At 40.4% G+C, this 19205-nt stretch carries 21 protein-coding genes and 2 riboswitches; of the genes, 4 read left to right on the top strand and 17 right to left on the bottom strand.

Annotated elements, in window-relative coordinates; genetic code table 11:
* Positions 1–31: 31 nt before the first annotated feature.
* The 7 genes from AAEM60_RS08820 to AAEM60_RS08790 all read right to left on the bottom strand — a co-directional run bounded on the left by AAEM60_RS08820 (position 32) and on the right by AAEM60_RS08790 (position 5952).
* Positions 32–1294 carry a hypothetical protein gene (locus tag AAEM60_RS08820; RefSeq protein ID WP_341357832.1) on the bottom strand — a complete coding sequence of 421 codons (1263 nt, stop codon included), beginning with the start codon at positions 1292–1294 and terminating at the stop codon, positions 32–34.
* Complete coding sequence (locus AAEM60_RS08815; RefSeq protein ID WP_341357831.1) at positions 1264–2454, bottom strand: DUF58 domain-containing protein; 1191 nt, start codon at positions 2452–2454, stop codon at positions 1264–1266. Before AAEM60_RS08815 ends, AAEM60_RS08820 begins: the two co-directional genes overlap by 31 nt.
* A complete protein-coding gene (locus tag AAEM60_RS08810) occupies positions 2451–3392 on the bottom strand; it encodes a MoxR family ATPase (protein ID WP_341357830.1) in 942 nt (313 codons plus the stop codon). The genes AAEM60_RS08815 and AAEM60_RS08810 overlap by 4 nt, the downstream gene beginning before the upstream one ends.
* Positions 3393–3803: 411 nt before the next feature.
* The gene (locus AAEM60_RS08805; protein ID WP_341357829.1) at positions 3804–4550 is read right to left on the bottom strand and encodes an SDR family oxidoreductase; all 747 of its coding nucleotides are present in this window, start codon (positions 4548–4550) and stop codon (positions 3804–3806) included.
* 153 nt (positions 4551–4703) lie between these two features.
* Complete coding sequence (locus AAEM60_RS08800; protein ID WP_299740469.1) at positions 4704–4883, bottom strand: aspartyl-phosphate phosphatase Spo0E family protein; 180 nt, start codon at positions 4881–4883, stop codon at positions 4704–4706.
* 107 nt (positions 4884–4990) lie between these two features.
* The gene (locus tag AAEM60_RS08795) at positions 4991–5581 is read right to left on the bottom strand and encodes a cell wall hydrolase (protein WP_299740467.1); all 591 of its coding nucleotides are present in this window, start codon (positions 5579–5581) and stop codon (positions 4991–4993) included.
* A gap of 176 nt (positions 5582–5757) precedes the next feature.
* A complete protein-coding gene (locus AAEM60_RS08790) occupies positions 5758–5952 on the bottom strand; it encodes a hypothetical protein (protein WP_299740465.1) in 195 nt (64 codons plus the stop codon).
* Between the two features lie 164 nt (positions 5953–6116).
* On the opposite strand from AAEM60_RS08790, the gene AAEM60_RS08785 reads away from it, so the two are divergent.
* Positions 6117–6296, top strand: coding sequence for a DUF2187 family protein (locus AAEM60_RS08785; protein ID WP_044337597.1), 180 nt, complete (start codon positions 6117–6119; stop codon positions 6294–6296).
* A 132-nt stretch (positions 6297–6428) separates the two neighbouring features.
* On the top strand, positions 6429–7814 hold the full coding sequence (locus tag AAEM60_RS08780) for a DUF2254 domain-containing protein (RefSeq protein ID WP_341357828.1): 1386 nt from the start codon (positions 6429–6431) through the stop codon (positions 7812–7814).
* A 44-nt stretch (positions 7815–7858) separates the two neighbouring features.
* Here the strand turns inward: AAEM60_RS08780 and AAEM60_RS08775 are convergent, their stop codons facing one another.
* The 10 genes from AAEM60_RS08775 to AAEM60_RS08730 all read right to left on the bottom strand — a co-directional run bounded on the left by AAEM60_RS08775 (position 7859) and on the right by AAEM60_RS08730 (position 16729).
* Positions 7859–7978 (bottom strand): DUF6254 family protein, encoded by a 120-nt coding sequence (locus AAEM60_RS08775; protein ID WP_220154054.1) that lies wholly within the window; start codon positions 7976–7978, stop codon positions 7859–7861.
* Between the two features lie 72 nt (positions 7979–8050).
* Positions 8051–9082, bottom strand: a complete 1032-nt coding sequence (locus AAEM60_RS08770; protein ID WP_299740455.1) for a GerAB/ArcD/ProY family transporter — start codon at positions 9080–9082, stop codon at positions 8051–8053.
* 143 nt (positions 9083–9225) lie between these two features.
* On the bottom strand, positions 9226–10920 hold the full coding sequence (locus AAEM60_RS08765) for a M3 family oligoendopeptidase (RefSeq protein ID WP_299740453.1): 1695 nt from the start codon (positions 10918–10920) through the stop codon (positions 9226–9228).
* Positions 10921–11100: 180 nt separating this feature from the next.
* Positions 11101–11559 carry a MarR family transcriptional regulator gene (locus AAEM60_RS08760; RefSeq protein WP_299741280.1) on the bottom strand — a complete coding sequence of 153 codons (459 nt, stop codon included), beginning with the start codon at positions 11557–11559 and terminating at the stop codon, positions 11101–11103.
* A 231-nt stretch (positions 11560–11790) separates the two neighbouring features.
* Positions 11791–12036, bottom strand: coding sequence for an aspartyl-phosphate phosphatase Spo0E family protein (locus tag AAEM60_RS08755; protein WP_299740451.1), 246 nt, complete (start codon positions 12034–12036; stop codon positions 11791–11793).
* Positions 12037–12248: 212 nt separating this feature from the next.
* A complete protein-coding gene (locus AAEM60_RS08750) occupies positions 12249–12761 on the bottom strand; it encodes a cupin domain-containing protein (protein ID WP_299740449.1) in 513 nt (170 codons plus the stop codon).
* Positions 12758–13405 carry a methylthioribulose 1-phosphate dehydratase gene (locus AAEM60_RS08745; RefSeq protein ID WP_299740447.1) on the bottom strand — a complete coding sequence of 216 codons (648 nt, stop codon included), beginning with the start codon at positions 13403–13405 and terminating at the stop codon, positions 12758–12760. Before AAEM60_RS08745 ends, AAEM60_RS08750 begins: the two co-directional genes overlap by 4 nt.
* On the bottom strand, positions 13402–14064 hold the full coding sequence (locus AAEM60_RS08740) for a 2-hydroxy-3-keto-5-methylthiopentenyl-1-phosphate phosphatase (protein ID WP_299740445.1): 663 nt from the start codon (positions 14062–14064) through the stop codon (positions 13402–13404). The genes AAEM60_RS08745 and AAEM60_RS08740 overlap by 4 nt, the downstream gene beginning before the upstream one ends.
* A complete protein-coding gene (locus tag AAEM60_RS08735; protein ID WP_299740443.1) occupies positions 14064–15278 on the bottom strand; it encodes a 2,3-diketo-5-methylthiopentyl-1-phosphate enolase in 1215 nt (404 codons plus the stop codon). Before AAEM60_RS08735 ends, AAEM60_RS08740 begins: the two co-directional genes overlap by 1 nt.
* A 113-nt stretch (positions 15279–15391) precedes the next feature.
* Positions 15392–15494, bottom strand: a riboswitch (SAM riboswitch).
* Between the two features lie 50 nt (positions 15495–15544).
* A complete protein-coding gene (locus tag AAEM60_RS08730; RefSeq protein WP_299740441.1) occupies positions 15545–16729 on the bottom strand; it encodes a pyridoxal phosphate-dependent aminotransferase in 1185 nt (394 codons plus the stop codon).
* Positions 16730–16850: 121 nt separating this feature from the next.
* Between AAEM60_RS08730 and AAEM60_RS08725 the strand changes: the two genes are divergently transcribed.
* Positions 16851–17633 (top strand): carbon-nitrogen family hydrolase, encoded by a 783-nt coding sequence (locus tag AAEM60_RS08725; protein ID WP_299740439.1) that lies wholly within the window; start codon positions 16851–16853, stop codon positions 17631–17633.
* Between the two features lie 103 nt (positions 17634–17736).
* Positions 17737–17893, top strand: a riboswitch (SAM riboswitch).
* Between the two features lie 116 nt (positions 17894–18009).
* A complete protein-coding gene (gene mtnK / locus AAEM60_RS08720; protein ID WP_341357827.1) occupies positions 18010–19191 on the top strand; it encodes an S-methyl-5-thioribose kinase in 1182 nt (393 codons plus the stop codon).
* Positions 19192–19205: the final 14 nt, after the last annotated feature.

The following is a 19205-nucleotide window of genomic DNA, read 5'->3' as shown; positions in this document are numbered from 1 at the left end:
ATGCTCGAAAGGAGAACTTCGAGCACCAGCTTCATTCATGTCGCGCATTCAAGTATTCGATGTGTTGCTGGATTCGTCTTGTGAAAAAGTCGACTTCATCCTTTTCCGGAACTCCACGTCCATATCTCACGCGTTCGTAAATAAAGTAAAATCGGGCATTTTCCTCCAACTCAATTCTAGTGAACCAAGCTTGGACGTTTTCATTCGGAAATCTGCCCACTTTATTCTTGTAAGCTTCTTCTTCTAACATTTCCATCGATTTCCTGATTGCGTCCCTTGCTTTAGAATATTCGACCTGCTCTCTTTGATTTGGAGTATCATCCACTCCTGCTACCCGGGTCGTCATGACAGCTGTTGTTCCCCCACTCGATGAGAAGCGGATGGACGTTTTTCTTTTCTTAACCAAATAAATGAAAGCAAAGCAAACCAATAGTGCTAGCAATGCCTCATCCAACCATGAAAATGAAAGTCCATCCCCCAGGGTAGACAGCTGTGATTCATCATAAACCTGTTGTACAACCTCATTTCCGTCTCCTTTTTCCGAATCCCCCCCAAAAAATCCCATGATCAAATCCCTTAATTTAATCAATAAACTAAAGATCGGGTTAACCAAAAAGGAGAAGAGCCAAAACACCTTTTCAAGCAGCCAATAGAATCCCCGGCTGACCACCGAACTAAAAGCTGCAAGTATCCCCCCGCTTAAAAACACCATAAGAAGGAGGACAAAAGGTTTATATATACTCTTCTTTACTCCTTTGCTTTCACTGGCCAACATCCTTTGAATCGAGGTGAAGGTCCCAACAAACGTGAATAATAAAAACAGCAGACTGTATACCAGATAAGTGTTTTCCAACTGTCTGAGGGATCCCGAGAATAAAGAAACAGCGGAGATAAAAAGAAAAATCAATACGTTACCACTGCTGATTTCAATTGATGGGTCCTTGATCTGAAGATGAGAGCTGATCTTCAAGTGCAGAAAGATCGTAGCGGGAAGTAAAACCCACCAGGATGCCGAGAAAAATAAGGTTCCGGATCCAATCCCGAAGGCAAACACTGCATATAACAGAAGATGATTAAAGCTCTGCACTTTAAGGGATATGGCCATGTAAGCCAGTACCAACACCAACATCATCGCAAAAGCAGGCACGTATTGATTCAACACGACGTCACCTGTAAATAGGAACGTAATGGCCAACAGGACAAACAGCAGTTCGATTCCTGCATACAGCCCCATTTTAATAAAAAGCATTTGTTTATGTTTCTTTAGGAAGGAAGTTTCAACGAACGATTCCATAATGTGACGACTCCTTCTTCTTCTAAGCTCAGCTTAAAGATATGTGGATGGCCTTTGCGAATATTTTGCAATAACTCCTCTTCTCTTGACCCAAGCGAACCGGCAACAATAAAAACGGAAGGTACCAGTCTGCGCAGATACAAATGCTGGAGGACAATGTGGAAAGGCATGGTGAATTCATCGGTTGATAATGTAGCTAAAAGCTCAAGCCCTTTCTGCCGGTGCTTCCGTCCAGTCCCTGGCGGCAGATAATAGTAAGGCGTAACTCCCGGTGTTCTCACATTTAAGACCAGGGAAAAAGAGATGTTTTGTTCCACGGCAAGTTGCATAAGGTAAGCTGTATGCTTGATGATCCCCTCCAACTTGCTTGTAATGGCAAAACGATCAGAGATATTGATGGCAATCATCCACTCTTTTTGAGTAGATGGCGCGAAGATTTTCGTTTGCAGCTCGCCTGTTCGTGCAGAAGCCTTCCAATGAACGTCCTGAAATCGATCTCCTTGTACGTATCCCCTTGTTCCTACAGGATGGAACACATCATGGAACAAAGAATGGGGAGTAGAAACATCCCCCTGCCTTAAAGTAAGCTGATGTTCCGCCATCCTGACAGGGGATGAAGAGGGGAACACCATAATGGTGGTTGGAACTGAATCGAGTAGATTCAGGATAACCTTACCACTTCCGAAAAGATGAGGAATCTCAAGGTGCATATTGGTTATACGGCATAAACCTCTTCTCTTGCCTTTGATCGGCAACAAAATTTGCCCCTCTTCATTTTTTCGGATGGAGAATGGGATGGATACCTCGATCTCGTTCGCAATGCCTAATGAATATGGATGTTCTGTAGGCTCCACAATATCTTTAAATGTCATTTTCAACGTTGCTCCCCAAATGGGAAGCCCTTTGTTTTCAAGCTTAAACACCCAATTATCTTCCTCGTCACAATGAAGCCTTAATCTTCGTTGTGATCTTTCAATCATGACTCCCTCCCCAACATTAAGCAGATACCATTGATGAACGCGAAAATAAAGAATGATCAACAGGAAAATCCCCAATCCGACATACGATTGTACATAGAAGCTTACTGCCCCGACAATGACAAGGAGCACTAAACTCATGGAAATATAAGGGTCCTCGACTACTTCGCGCTTCCAGTTCACTGCGCCTGCCTCGCTTCCACAGGCAGCATGGTCATCTCTATGATTCTGTCAATCAATTCTTCAGGTGTTTTAGTAAGGGATGCCTCAATGGTTAATTGAACTCTATGATGAAGGACAAATGGTGCTACACTAACGACATCCTGTGGTTTGACAAAGTCCCTCCCCGCTATGAATGCCTGAGCCTGGGATGCTTTTAATAGAGCCAGACTTGCACGTGGACTAGCCCCTACTTCAACCCATTCATGCTCCCTTGTCGCCCTTGTGATCTGGAGAATATAAGATTCGATATCCTCAGATATATGTACCTCTTTAACGAGACTTGTTAGAGATTGAATTTCAGCAAGGCTCATCACCTTTTCTACTGTATTTAAAGGCTGTGCAGATTTAAATCGATTAAGGATACTGCGCTCCTCTTCGAAACTTGGATATGTAAATGGAATCTTCAACAGAAAACGATCCAACTGGGCTGCGGGTAGAGGGAATGTCCCCTGCTGTGATTCAATCGGGTTTTGCGTCGCTACAACAATGAACGGAGGCTGTAATGACACTGTTTCTCCATCGATGGTGATCTGTTTCTCTTCCATCACTTCAAGTAAACTTGCCTGCGTTCTTGGAGTAGCCCTATTAATTTCATCTGCTAATAACACATTCGTGACAACAGGTCCGGTTCTTAATTCAAATTCTTGAGTCTTAGGATTAAAAAACTGAATGCCTGTTACATCACTTGGCAATACATCGGGTGTGAATTGTATCCTCTTAAAATCCCCTTCAATACAATGTGAAAAAGTTTTAGCCAATAATGTTTTACCGGTTCCTGGTACGCTCTCGAGCAAGACGTGCCCTTCCTGAAGTAAGGCAATCAATAGAAGGTCGATTTCTTTCTCCCTTCCAATCAGAACTTTGCTCATTTCTTTTTTTATGTCTTTTATAGTTGACATCTTTGCTCCCCCTTTATGTTGAACTCTATTTATCAATTAATTTTAAAATAATAGTAAATATTTAGCAAATATTCTAAAAATAGACCCTTACTCATCATACCATAGTGTGTTGTTAATATATTCCTTTATGTATTTGGACATTAAAAAGCCGGTCACCATCCGTGTCTTGGATTCGTAACCGGCAGTTCTTCTATGTTCATTCAAACTTTACAAACACTTATCCTATTCCCCGTACAGTGTTAATACTCTCTCCTTACTCTAGTTAAAAAAGAGAAGCGGAGAGTGTTAAAAGATGGTTGTCAGCTTAATTTTTGTTTTATTAATTGGTGTAATAAATATTGCCTTTTTGAGAAATGGGTAGTATCATCTGTCAAAAACAAGAGAAAGGCCATTACTCTTGTTTCATCTTTATTAATGTTCATAGATCATCTTCCTTGTCATACCACCATCCACCACTAAGTTTTCCCCGGTAATGAAATCATTATCAGGGTGAGCAAGAAATAAGCATGCCCTTGCTATGTCTTCGGGTTTCCCCACTCTGCCCGAAGGATGCTGGTCATGATCCTTGTCCCGTAATGAATCATAATCAGAGGTTTGAATCCAACCGGGACTTATTGAATTCACTCGGATCCCCACGTCACTCAATGTGATTGCCATTGAATGAGTCAAACTCACAATGCCCCCTTTTGTTGCAGAGTAGGCTTCCGTATCCGGTTCAGACATTGAAGCTCTGGTAGAGGCCATATTTATAATGCAACCACCCCGGTTCTTCATTAAAGCGGCCCCCTCTCTACTGCAATAGAAGACACTACTTAAGTTTGAAGATAGAATGCTGTCCCATTCCCCGGGATCCATCTGCCAAAAGGACATGAACTTCGAAACTCCTGCATTGTTAATAAGTACGTCCACCACTCCATGATCTTCCCTAATCTTTGAAAAAACATCTTTTACCTGTTGATAGACCCCTACATTCACTTTATGAAACCGTGTTGAATAGCCTTTTGAATTGAGCTGCAGGGATAATTCCTCCCCTTTATCCCCATCCATGTCCATGAATTCAACAACTGCACCTTGCTTCGCAAATTCTTCAACCAGCGTTTTCCCGATCCCATTCGCTCCACCTGTTATGCAAACAATTTTATCATTCAATCTTGCCATCTCCCTTTATCTTTAATTATTTTCATTTGCGATTTACTGTTTATTCTTCCTAAAGAGGATACCCTTTTCCTATGGCCCTCAACCTTCTCAAAGACATATAGAAAAGGATTAACCTGTGAAAATGCCGAGACATTCCAAGGTTAATCCTTTTATTTATTGTACTATCTTATTTTGGGTAGTTTGATTTATAACATTACGCTGATGAATATTGATTAAGGCGTCCAACTCTTTACTGAGTTGAATGGTGACTGGACTGCTCAGCCCAAAACGAATACCTGATTGTATCATCTTCCATCGCACCGTTTCAATTCGAGCCACAATGGTCCCATTCATCAACATCACCTCTTCTTCTTTACTCTATTTTACTATTAATTCCACGTAGAGAAAAGAAAAAAGTATCCGAACGCTATTTTGATAGTGAGAGAAATTCTGCGTAATGATTATTTTGCGAAGCGGTGTTTTCCAATGGTAAGCAATGTTTCTCTATTGGTAATCCATTCGCTCGTGGATGTTACAGGATTATAGAAGAAGAGAGAACCTTGTCCCTGACCTCTGAAAGCCAATGCCTCTTGAACAGCGTCTCTCGCTTCCTGAGAAGGCGCTTGGTTGATTTGACCGTTTTGAACCGGAGAAAAGGCATAATGACCGTTTGCTACCTCGTAGATTACTTCTTTAATAGAGTCAGGGAATTCAGAGGAATCCACTCGGTTTAAAACAACCGTTGCGACAGCCACTTTACCTGCATATGGTTCTCCTTTAGCTTCTGCATGAACCAGTTTTGCCAGTAACTCACGATCTTCGGCTGTTACTTCATTTCCTGGTATTGCTAACGTTTGACCTGGATGAATTTCATTCGATTTCAAATCGTTCTCTTTTTTTAGTTGAAGGACAGATACAGATTTCTCTTTACCTATATCCCAAAGAGACTCACCATTTTCAACAGTGTGTACTCCTTTAGCTGCAATAGTTTGAGTAGAGAATGAAACAATGGAAAGTACTGCAATCCCTACTAGTAAGCTTTTCTTAATCATATTTCTACCTCCTAATTAGCGCTCCCCACTAAGATAACAACGAATGAACAGAATTTCATCAGGTAATGGTTACCACCGTCCGTTCTTTGTAGTCTGGAAAGAACATTCTAAAATACCATAGTGCTTCATATATTAGATATGAACAAAAAAAACGGAGGATCTCATCCCCCGCTTTTCTAACTTCTTGGTGTATCTAAATAGTGATAAAGAATATTCCCGCCATGCTGAGCCACTCCACGAAACTGTTTAAAATCCTCTTGTTTAACGAGTAAAGATCGAAAGGTAAGAAAGTCTTCTTTCATCACTCTTATTTCTTCAATTTCTCTTGTACGCAATAAATGTAGTTGTTCAAGAATTTCTGTTTCACTCATATCCAAACCTCCATCCTGAATGTCTCTATTGTAGTTTTAAAAGGTTGTAAAGCTCAAGACTAATTTTTTAATTAAATTTTTAGAAAACTCTTTACCTTTTATTGAGTTTACGTCAAAATATTAGTAATTGTTTGTAGAATTTTGGCAAAAAGGAGCGACCTCAGATGAAAAAAGCAGAAATTGGAAATGTGATTGAATTTAGAGAAGGATTAAAAGGAATTGTAGAGAAAGTTAATGAAAACTCAGTCATCGTTGATCTGACGTATATGAAAAACTACCGCGACCTTGAACTGGAAGAAAAAACGGTTGTTAATCATAAAAACTATAAAATAGTGGAAGCATAATACGATTTTCTAAAAGGTGGAGAACGTTACTCCACCTTTTTATAATGGGATTCGACAAACAGAGAAAAGGTTTACAGAAACGGCTTTGAGGATATTCTTATAGCATACTGTTTTGTAAGGTGGAACCAAGTCATGAATTTAAATATACATATTGTTAACAAAGCAAGAAAAAGCTTTTGGTTTGTACCATTTTTATTTTCACTCGTCTCTTTAGTGCTTTCCCTACTCACCTTTTATTTTGATTGGTGGTTAAGTCAGCATGATTATCCTTTGTTTCCAAAGGTTTTGTTCTCGAATTTTGATTTATCCATGACCATCATCAGTACGATTGCGTCATCGATAATGACGATGACGACGATTACCTTTTCAACGATTATGGTCGTGTTAACCACTTTTTTATCCCAATATTCACCAAGGACCCTACAGAATTTCATTAATGACCGTCCTACTCAGCGGGTTCTCGCCATTTTTGTATCGGGTGTGGTCTACTGCATCACTTTATTAGTTCTCCTTCAAGATGAATCCGGACAAAAATTATATATTTCTTCGGCCTTTGCCGGTATAGTGGCGATTATTTGTTTATTTGTTTTCGTCTACTTTGTTCACCATGTTTCCAATTGGGTGAAAGTAAGTAATTTAATACATAATATAACAATCAAAACGAATAAAAAAATTGATAATAGCTATTTATATAGCAAGAATGCCATTAAAGACGAGCCTTCAACCTTGAATGAGTCACTTTTTAACGATACAGAACCCATTTATGTGTATAGTGAGCGATCGGGGTATTTACAGCAGATCGATATAGAAGGAATGATCAATAAAGCTGCTAAAGATAAAGCGATTATCCGAATGGTGAAAACACCGGGTGAATACTTACTTGAAGGTACTCCTGTCATGACGGCATGGACTGCGAATAAAGAAATAGATGTAGAAGATTACTTGGAATACCTCGTACTTGGGCCAGACAAAGAGCCCATGGAAGACATTGAACTCGGGATAAGAAAGCTGGTTGAAATAGCCTTGAGAGCCATTTCCCCCGCCATCAATGACCCGAATACCGCAAAAAACTGCATAGAAGAAATCGGGATCATTTTATCGAAACTTGCTAAACACAAGCTTCCAAGCTCATATTTATCAGATGAAGAAAACAATGTGCGAATCATATTGGAACAGCCGACCTTTGTAGATTATTTATACCGAAGCTTTTACCAGTTAAGGCATTACGGGAAGCAGGATATATCCATAATTGCCGAAATTCTGCGTTCACTGAGAATGATAGGGGAAAATAATAGCGAAGAAACGAAGCGCATGGTGTGGACGTTTAAAGACTATATTCTGGAAGGAATCGACTATGTCAGCCTCCAAAACCTCGACATGCAGTACATCATGAGACATCTGGATGAACTGGCTGCAGCCTGCAGACAAACAGATTGGGATAAGGATGAAGTGAGGAATAAATATTTCCCTGAAAAATATAAGACAAGTGACTCTTACCATCACCATAGAGAAGAGTAATGGGACCCAAGAAAAAACGGATGCTCGAAGCATCCGTTTTTTTCTTATTCTTTTCCCTTTTTCCCTTCAGAAAGCTCCTTGAAGGAAGATACTTTACCATGAGGATGCTGTTCCTGTTTTCTTACATTCCACTGTCTTTCTTTTTCGTGTTTAGATTGTGTCATATTCGCCACTCCTTTTTCATTAGTCTTTATTAACATGAACTCTAGACCCGCTTTTTACTCTCCTCCAGACAATTATTTATTGGGTTTCATCCAGAGAAGGATGATAAATAATAAGCTCATGTAGCCAAAGAGTGGATATAAATACGACAATAGTTCGCTATATTCAAAAAAACTTAAAGAATAGATCACGAGGAAGATACCTGCAAAGGTCATTATAGATGTGCCCTTCCAGTAATTCGATAATTGTTTCTCCAGGCCAAATACTCCCCCGATGACGGAAGTGAATATTTCACCATAAATGATGACAATATAAATTAAGTAAAAACCGGCAACAAAGGATTTCATAACCACGGCCATTGGAATTTGGTATTGTGTCACATCCGGGATCATGACTAAAGTAATATGGCTGGAAATTAGAATCAGCGTAAGGAAAAAGCCGCCAAGGTAACCTCCATACTTAATGGTTTCCCGATCTTTCACTTCACCGGCAACAGGAACGAGAACAGCCTGTGCCATGGCAAGATTAAAGGCTACGTATGAAAAAGGGGCAACCACAGATTTCCACCCATCCTCAGCATGCGGGATCATAAGAAATGCGTCTAAAAATCCAGCGTCGCGAACAGAATGAATCATCAAAAAAAGATTAAAGACGATCATAAGAGGAACGACGAATGTATTCACAGCAAAAAGTCCCTTAATCCCCACCATCATCGTGATGAATCCCAATCCAATAGTCAGCAGAATCCCTAATTGTTTTGGTAGCAAAAGCTGCTCTTGAAAAACAGCCCCTGCTCCTGAAAGCATTACCGCGGAAACCCCGATCAGCATAATCATCATGACGATATTCATAAACTTTGAAAACCATTTTCCAAATAGATATTCATTAAATTCTTCAAAGGACTTTGCTTTAATATCATGGGACTTAAGCATAATCTTCGTTCCCATTGTAATAAATAAGTACCCGCTTAATAAAATCGCAATAAACCCGACAAAGCCAAACCGGGTGAAAAACTCTACAATTTCCCTTCCCGTTGCAAATCCGGCTCCTATAACGGTACCAACATATACAGCAGCGATTTGAAACGACCCAGCTAATTTTTTCATACCCATCACCTCTGACAACCTTCTACTTCACCTTATGTACAAGCAGAGAAAATCAGAAGCAAAAGAACATAATTCTTCCGGAATTGTAGAAGAACCCAAACAAAATAGGCAGCCATAAAATGCGGCTGCCCTATTACTTTATTTTATAAAGATTGATCACCTATTCCATTTAACCATTGTCTTATCGGTTCAATGACCTTCTCAACTGTCCCCTCCTGGAACGGAGAATCGAGCTTGGCTGCTTCTACAAGCCCTGTGAATGAAAGGCTTCCCCCAAGTTTACAAAGGGCAACATAGTCATTCCACGCTTCCTCACGATTAAGATTCATTTTCTTCCAGAATTGGAACGCGCAAATTTGAGCCAATGTGTAATCGATATAATAGAATGGAGAATTATATATATGGGATTGACGCTGCCAGAACCCCCCATTTTCTAAATACGGAATATGATCGTAGTCCTTATGGGGAAGGTATTCCCTTTCAATTTTTCTCCATGCGGCGTTCCGTTCAGACGGGGAAGCTTCAGGGTTCTCATACACAAAATGCTGGAACTCATCAACTGCCACACCGTAAGGAAGAAATTGCACCGCTTCACTTAAATGTGCAAATTGATACTTATCAGTATCCTCTTTGAAGAAATAATCCATCCATGGCCATGTGAAGAATTCCATACTCATAGAATGAATTTCACATGCTTCATACGTTGGCCAAATATATTCAGGAATATCAAATCCCCTGCTTGAGTACACCTGGAACGCATGACCTGCTTCATGGGTCAATACGTCAATATCTCCTGAGGTACCATTGAAATTCGAGAAGATGTAAGGAGACTCATGGTTCGCAATATACGTGCAGTAGCCACCTCCAGCTTTTCCTTTCTTCGCTTCTAAATCCATGAGGTCATGTTCGATCATAAAACCAAAGAATTCCTTTGTTTCCGGTGATAATTCTTCGTACATCTTTTTGCCATTATCAATGATCCACTGAGGACTTCCCTTAGGAACCGCATTTCCGGAAGTGAACTTAAAGCCTTCGTCATAAAACTTCATCGAATCAATCCCTATGCGCTTTCCTTGTCTTTCTTTAAGTTCTGTAGCAAGAGGAACGATATGCTCCTTTACTTGATCGCGGAAAACCCTTACCATATCAGGTGTATAATCCGTTCTCGTCATACGATAGTAACCTAATTCAACAAAGTTCTTATACCCTAAAGTAGTAGCAATTGTGTGACGCAGCTTCACTAACTCATCAAATAGACGATCCAACTCTTCTTGATTCTCTTCAAAGAAAGCAACGGTCGCTTGAGCGGCTTCTCTTCTTGTTTCCCGATTGACAGATTGTGTGAAAGGGCCCATCTGAGCCAATGTTCTTTCCTCTCCCTCAAATGGAATCTTTGCAGACGCCATGAGCTTTGTATATTGGGAAGATAACTTATTTTCCTTCTGCAGAAGATTGACGATCTCAGGAGAAAAAGTCTTCATTTCACTTTCTGCCAGGTCGAATAGCTGCTTTCCCCACTTCTCTTCTAACTCTTTACGATATGGAGAATTTACAAGTTCCCGATAATATTCCGTTACCATCCCGTGAACCTCAGGCATCATATCATCAATATAATCTTGCTCTTCTTTGTAAAACTCATCATTGGTATCGATAGAGTGCCGAATATAGCATATATTTTGCATTGTATCGATGCTGAGACGTATTTCATTCAGTTTCTTCATCGCATCCATCTGTTCTTGTACATTGGGCGCGGCCTTAAATTTTCCGAGTAACTGTTGGAAAACAGGTTTAATCTCTTCTAAGTTGGGCCTTTCATATGTAAATTGTTCAAACTTCATAATGTTGCCTCCTCATAAAATATTCCCGATTATAGTTATTCGACTAGTAATAGATAATATCCTTTTATCACAAGAATTGAATTGCAGATACAAATACCGGATGGTGGCGAAGTCAAAGCAAAGAAATTTTAAGACAATATAAAACCCCGTCTAATAATAGACGGGGCACAAGAGTCGAACTTAATACGACAAGTCTTTAATCGATAAGCCTAATTTCTTCAACATTTCAATCGTTTCTTCCTTCTCAACAGGAGATAGAGCTGACATGAGTTCATGAATTCGATTTTCGTGATTAGGAAAAATCTCTTCAATTAACTGTCTGCCGTTCTCTGTTATTTGAGCATAGGTAACTCGACGGTCCTTTGGACAAGCATTACGCTTAAGATAGCCCTTTTGTTCAAGCTTATCCACTACATACGTAATGCTGCCGGAGGCTAATAGAATCTTCCCACCAATTTGCTGCAGGGGCTGATCTCCTTTATGATAAAGAAGCTCTAGAACAGCGAATTCGGTAGGGTTTAAGCCGTTCTCCTGGATGTTTTTATTTATCTCTTCATTTAAGGCTTTGAAAGCTCTTGAAAGGACAATGAAAAGCTTTAATGATTGTTTTGTATCTTGAGTTTTACTCATGGCATTCATTCCTTTAAAAATTAAATATCTCAGTTTCAAAACATTATACAAATAAACCCTGTTATTGTCAAATAGACCGGTCACTAGTTAAAAAGCAAAGGACGGTACGCTTGTAGCGTACCGTCCTTTGCTTTTAGAAATTACGACAAATTAGATTGATTGTCTAGTTTAAATGTGGAGATTGTTGGAGATTCGTTTCTTTTGTAAACCTTGAATGTTGAGGAAAATCATGTTGTGTAGTCACGAAGCAGTTCGCTTTAATAAGCTCTTAATGTAATGCCCAAATTCACTTGATGATTCCTGGAGGGTAAATGGTACAACTTTATTTGTGCACTTTTCATAGTCGTTCAATAGCTGATCTAATTGCTGGCTGCACCGAACGGTTTCATCTGCACATAGGCCTAAATTCTCTCCAAGGCAAATCATTTCTGAACGTTTCTGATTGATTCTCATTAATAACCATTTCTTTTTTAATAGACGACCCATTTCTTGTAAACTCCTTTTTTAGCTCCTAGTCTTTATTAAGTAAAATCATTACTTGAGCATTATCCCAAGTATTATCAGAAAAGTAAATAGATTCGCAAAACAAGACAAAATTACTAGTAATGTTTCTAAATTAGACATTTTTCGTCAAAAATTCCTCGTCAATAAAATTAGAGGATAGACTAAAGATTCTACTCTTTGTCTATCCTCATATATTAATAGATTGGGACCCAGCCTTCCTTAGTGACGAAAATACGAACAGCCACTACTTTCTTATCTTCACTTAATGTAAAATAATGGCGAATGTTTTCAGGAACTGAAATTAAGTCACCAGGATTTAGATGTACTTCAAAGAAATCACCATCGCTACCTTGTATGACAAATACACCATGGCCGTTTACTATAAAACGGACTTCATCATCTGTGTGATGATGCTCTTGTTGGAAATTCTTTAAAAGCTCTTCAAGATTTGGTGTACTCTCTGAAAGGGAAATTACATCCCAGGACCGATACCCTCTTCGTTCTGAGATATCTTCAATCTCTTCTTTAAAAACAGACAGGATTTCCGATTTATCATCCTCAGTTAAAGCGAATTGGTCCCTTAATCCTTCGTCCAGTTTTTCGATATTCCAATGCTCATAAATGACTCCTTGTTCACTTAAATACTTCACTACCTCTTCCTGATTATCAATGACTTGGTTCTTCCCTTGGATTTTGATTGTCGTCATAATCTGACTCCTCCTTTAGTAATTGATCTCGTGTTCGTTAAAGATAAAAGAGTGAGTTGATATTGAAATAAAAACTCACAAGCTTCTAATAGTTTCTTAGCTTCAAAACCGGTTCGTCCCCATACTGTGATACCGTGGTTCCGAATGAGCACCGCCCCTTTGTCTGCTTTAATAAAGGACTGAAACTCCTCGGCAAGCGTCGGTATATGAGCATGATTACGAATGATGGGAATGGATAAAGAATCATCTTCCTCCCACTTATCCCACGCTTTAATTAATTCTTGGTTTCTAAATGTGACGATACCTTCATCCCCATACAGTTCACTGATTACATTATTCGCCACAGTATGGACATGTAAGCTGCAACCTGCTGAGCTTTCTTTGAAGATATGACTGTGCAGCAGTGTTTCGGCTGATGGTTTTAAGTGAGTATCCTCAATGGCCTCACCATGAGCATTCACTAGGAGGAAATCTTCTTTTGTGTGCTTTCGTTTATCCTTTCCACTTGCCGTGACCAGGAAGGTAGCAGGGGAAGAACTCACTCGTATCGCAAGGTTTCCACTCGTCCCCATGAACCAGTCCCTGTCTGCCAGTTCTCTTTTGATATCAGCGAGTTCTTCCCACTCCGATTGATAGGGATTCATATTTTCACTCCTTTTTCAATGACGTCCATGCAATCATGAAAGGATTCAAACGGATGATAGGGGATACCTTTTTCTGCGCATGTATAGGCCAAATAGTCTCTGGCGATCACAGTATCTCCAAGCTTTGCCATTTCGATATCTGTGACTGAGTCCCCTATCACAATGACCTTCGTGTCTTCTGTTAATGACAATGTTCTCAAAATAGAAGGCTTACAGCATCCACATCCTTTACTTTCACAGTGATCGTCACATGGATGTGGCCAATGAATCGTTATGGCCGAATCGTTAAAGCTTGCTTCATTACAAAAAACTCCATTAAAAGGCCCGTATTCTTTTAGTAATGGTTGAACAAAGAAGTCAATTCCTCCACTAACGATATACAAAGGAATCTCATGGTCTTTTGTGTAGTCTACAAATTCCTTAAACCCTTCACGTATGACAGCAGTATCTAATAGATACTGAACCATTTCGTCTTTTTGGGATGAAGGAATAAGTGAAAACAACTTGCCTACACCTTCTTTAATGGAAATCGACTGATTTAAGATGTCATCTTTGATAGGTTCCCATGCTGGGGGAGCAAAGGTTTTCATCAACGAGATGATATTATCTGTTTCTGTAATCGTTCCATCAAAATCACAGAAAATGATTGGATGACCCACTACACCTTTACCTCCTCTCCCCATAGGGATAGGGCTTTGCGAAGTTCACCATGAGTTTCAGCCGCCTCATTGAGAGACGTTCCTTTTAAAACAGCATCGATAGCTTGAACGAATGCTTTTCCTCCTCCACTTGCTCCGTCAGGGTGACCATGAATGCCCCCTCCTGCATTAATGACACAGTCTATACCGAAATCTTTCACCAAAAGCGGAACAAGTGCGGGATGAATGCCGGCTGAAGGTACTGGCAATGCCCTTTTCAAGTGGGCATCTTCCTTCGTTAACTCATGGCTTACGGATAGAACTTTGCTCTTCTCTAATGCGACACTTCCGTATGGTGATGGAAATAGTGAAAAATCGGCTCCGGCCATTCGTAATAATTTACCTAACCATAAAGAGTAGCTCACACCATATGCAGGAGATGCTGCAGCAGCCCCGGCAAAGGCAGGGTGGGCCATGATCGGCAATGCGATCTCATTGTCCTCTCTCAATTCCTGGAGAACATCGAGGCCGTAAGAAAATACATTGAATAATAGAGCCTGTGCTCCAAGCTCTTTTGCTTTTCTTGCTTTATCCCGTAATTGTGATGTTCTGCCTGTCAGATTAATTGCATACAACGTTCTCTTCCCTGTTTCCTCAAACACTTCGTGCAGCACTTTTTTCCCTAAGCTGACTCTCTCAGAAAAGGGTGTCAGTGGATTATCAAATAAAATTTCATCGTCTTTTACTGCATCGACTCCGCCTAGAGCCTGGGCTCTTAATTGATTTTCCAGGTAGGTGAGATCTCTGCCGATCACTCCTTTAAAGATGCTCATTAACAACGGTCTTTTATGTACCCCTGTTAACTCCCTGATCCCTTCAATTCCAAATCGTGGACCAGGATAGGTTTTTTTTAAGTCTTTCGAAAACTCTAAATCTACTAATTTCACTTCGCCATCCAGGGAAAGCTTACCGAATACCGTTGTAAGAATGGCTGGGATATCATTTGAATAGTTATACCCGGGATATCCAATCTGCACCTCACCCCGGGGACCATCTTCGCCTTCCCACTCCTTCACGGAAACGACTCTCCCCTTGTACTTGCTCAATTGTTCCTGTTCCAGAAGCGGCAAGTCCGTCCATGAACCGACCGTCAATCCCAAGGCAATCCCCTCTGCCTTTTTCTCGAATGAACCGCTCTTTCCCTTTAGTTGATAGGTTGCTATCACTTCACTCATTGTCGTATTGCCTCCTTATGAAAAAAAAGCTACTCTTAGCCGCATGTTGATTTCATCAGCTCTGCAAACAAAAAACCTCTTCCAGATAAGAAGAGGTTTGAATTCGTCACTCTTTCTTATCTGTCAGCCATATAGCTGCAAGAATTAGCACCGTGCTTAAATAAGTCGGTTGCCGGGCTTCATCGGGCTGGTCCCTCCGCCTGCTCTTGATAAGAATTTCATTATTCATTATTTCAGTTGGATTATTGCACCATTTTCAGCTTATGTCAATCCCTTTTGTGGAATAATTCTAAACTTTCTATACGTGAAATCGCTTCTTTTATCCGATCGTTTGTGGATAAAAGACCTACACGTACATACCCTTCTCCGAATTCTCCAAAGCCAACACCCGGAGCAACAGCGACTTTGATTTTTTCAAGTAGATAGGTTGAGAACTCTACGGATGTAAATCCTTCAGGCACCTTTAACCAGGCGAAGAAGGAACCTTGTGGAGCTTTTACATCCCACCCTATTTCCTGAAGACCAGAGATTAATAGTTTTCTTCTTTCTTCATATGTTGAAACTAATGCATTCACGCATTCCTGCGAGCTTAAAAGGGCGGTGGTAGCCGCTTCTTGAATGGCGCCGAACAGACTCACATATAGGTGGTCTTGAAGGACGTTAATCGCTTCAATGACACTCTTATTCCCCACTGCAAACCCCACTCTCCAGCCAGCCATATTATACGTTTTCGATAATGTATAAATTTCTATGCCAACATCCTTGGCTCCTTCTGTTTCCAAGAAGCTAATAGGCTTCCGTCCATCAAACCCAATCGCTCCATAGGCAAAGTCATGTACAACACAAATATCATGCTGATCGGCAAGTTTCACTGTTTCTTCAAAAAATGAGGTTGTAGCGATCGCACCAGTAGGATTATTAGGATAGTTAAGAAACATTAACTTTGCACTTTCTAACTCTTCACGAGACTGTTCTCGATAATCAGGTAGAAATCCATTTTCCTCACGGAGAGGCATTTTGATCATGCGGGCTTCTGCTAATGCTACCCCGGATAAATAATCCGGGTAACCAGGATCAGGCACTAATACACCATCACCAGGGTTCAATAAACATTGAGGAATTTCAACTAAACCTGCCTTTCCTCCGAACAGCACAGCTACCTCTGTTTCCGAATCTACTTTTACACCGTATTCACGGAGGTAGAAGGCGGCAATCGCCTCTTTAAATGACGATAAGCCACGGAATGGAGGATATTTATGATTCGATGGTGAAGCAGCTGCTTCTGTCAGTTTTTCCACAATATGTGGAGGAGTCGGCTGATCCGGATTTCCCTGCCCTAAATTAATGACATCATGTCCCTCTTCCACAACCGCATTCACTGTACTTGCAAGGGATGCGAAAAATTGTTCAGGTAATAAATCTAAACGTTTTGCCTTACTAAAGGTTTTCATATACTCACCCACTACATTTTTTTGAAAATTAATTACTTTCAAATTCTAGTCACAAATGATATAACGGAAAATAAAGAATGTAAAGGAATAAATTCCAAAAGTCTATAATGAGGTGAAGCAAATGATTCAAAAGATAGGTCTCGCACAAATGGATATTGTGTTCGGAAACCCTGAAGAAAACAAGAAAAAAGTAGAACAATGGGTTAAAAAAGCGAAGAATGACGGCTGTGATACAGTTGTGCTGCCTGAGCTTTGGACGACTGGATATGACCTTACAAGAATGGATGACATAGCTGATAACGGTGCGAAAGATTCATCTTCTTTCCTGACTTCTCTATCAAAGAAATATTCCATTCACATTGTAGGTGGTTCTGTGGCAAACAAAACACAGAATGGGGTGAGCAATACACTTTTAGTTGCGAATTCCGATGGCAGGTTGGTGAAACAGTATTCAAAGCTTCACCTTTTCAAGCTAATGAATGAACATCATTATTTACTTCCTGGACAAGAAGATGGCATGTTCACCCTTCAAGAAACAGAGATGGCAGGATTGATTTGTTACGACATTCGTTTTCCGGAATGGTTCAGAAAACATGTACTATTGGGAGCCAAGATTGTTTTTGTCGTAGCAGAGTGGCCAGCAGCACGAATTGATCACTGGCAGACCCTCTTAAGGGCACGAGCGATTGAAAATCAGTGCTTTGTAATCGCCTGCAACCGTGTGGGCAGTGACCCGAACAATGAATTCGGCGGTTGTTCCCTCATCATTGATCCCTGGGGAGAAATTCTTTCAAAGGGATCTCAAACGGAAGAATTGGTTTCAGCTGAAATCAATTTACATGAAGTAGAAAGAGTCCGAAAACAGATTCCGATATTTCAGGATCGAAGACCGGATTTTTATTAGAAAGGTTATTTCTTTAAAAAAACCGTTGACATGGAAAATACTTCAATGGTACCATTCAATTCATATGGAACATTCTGAAAGTTTAATTAAATAGCGTACGCAACTCTTATCAAGAGCTGGCTGAGGGATTTGGCCCTATGAAGCCCAGCAACCGACCATAATACCGTATTAAAACGGGGCGCAGTAAGCGCCGGATTGACTAATCCAGTAAGGCACGGTGCTAATTCCAACAGAAAGATTATCTTTCTGAGAGATAAGAGGCGACGAAGATACCTTCTTCAAGCCTCTTTCGAACATGGAAAGAGGCTTTTCTAATGCCACGGAAAAGCCTCCATAACACTGTACTCATAAGGGTGTACTAAAAGGAGGAACGAAAATGGCAATTACTAAACTCAATACGTATCAACCACTAACTGAACAGTCGGCAATTGTGCTGGCCATTCGTTTAAGAATTTTTGAAGATGGAACTCTCTTGACATGTAAAGAAATAGGAGACGGCAACTTAAACTTGGTATTTCATGTAGTAGAGAGTGAAACAGGTAAAGGAATCATTATTAAGCAAGCACTTCCCTATGCAAAGGTTGTAGGGGAAAGTTGGCCATTGACAATCGAACGGGCAAGAATCGAAGCCGGTGCTCTAAAGCTTCAACGATCATTTGTAGGGGATCTGGTTCCTGAAGTGTACCACTCAGATCCTGCACTTGCGATTACGGTAATGGAGGATTTGAGTGCACTGACGATTGCCCGGGCAGGCCTTATCAAAGGGGAAAAGTATCCACAGCTCTCCCAAGACATCGGAACTTTTTTAGCCAATACACTGTATTTCACATCTGATTATGCCCTTCATCCTTTCAAGAAAAAGGAATACGTGAAAGAATTTTCAAATCCTGAGCTATGCAAAATTACTGAAGATCTCGTATTTACTGATCCTTTTTTCAATAGTGAAACCAATGAATTTGAGGAAGAGTTATCTCAAGATGTTCAAAAATTATGGGAAGATTTCACTGTAAAGCTTGAGGTGGCAAAATTGAAAAAGAGCTTTCTGACTGAAGGGGAAGCGCTACTGCATGGAGACCTTCATACTGGTAGCATCTTTGTAGATCAGAACCAAACAAAAGTGATCGATCCCGAGTTCGCCTTTTATGGACCGATTGGCTTTGACATTGGACAATTCATTGCAAACCTCATCTTCCAGGCGGTTTCAAAACCTGAAGAGAAGGATACGATTCTCCATCACATCCAGAATACCTGGAACGTCTTCTCTACGACGTTCTCCAAACATTGGATGGAAAGCCGAGATGCCTACACGAAAGTAAATGGCTACCTTGAATATGTATTGGAGAAAAGCTTTCAGGACAGCATCGGCTTTGCAGGATGTGAATGTATCAGAAGAACCATTGGCCTTGCTCATGTTGAAGATTTGGAGAGCATCGCTGATCAGGAACAAAGAATAAAAGCTAAACGTATTTGCATAGCTCTTGGAAAAGAACTGATCGTGAAACGCAAACAGATCCAGTCCATTGAGGGACTCATATCCTTAATACAGTCACATTCTTAATGAATAAAGGAGAT

Source organism: Rossellomorea sp. y25 (assembly GCF_038049935.1).
GTDB lineage: Bacteria > Bacillota > Bacilli > Bacillales > Bacillaceae_B > Rossellomorea.
This window is presented reverse-complemented; position numbering and strand designations above follow the sequence as displayed.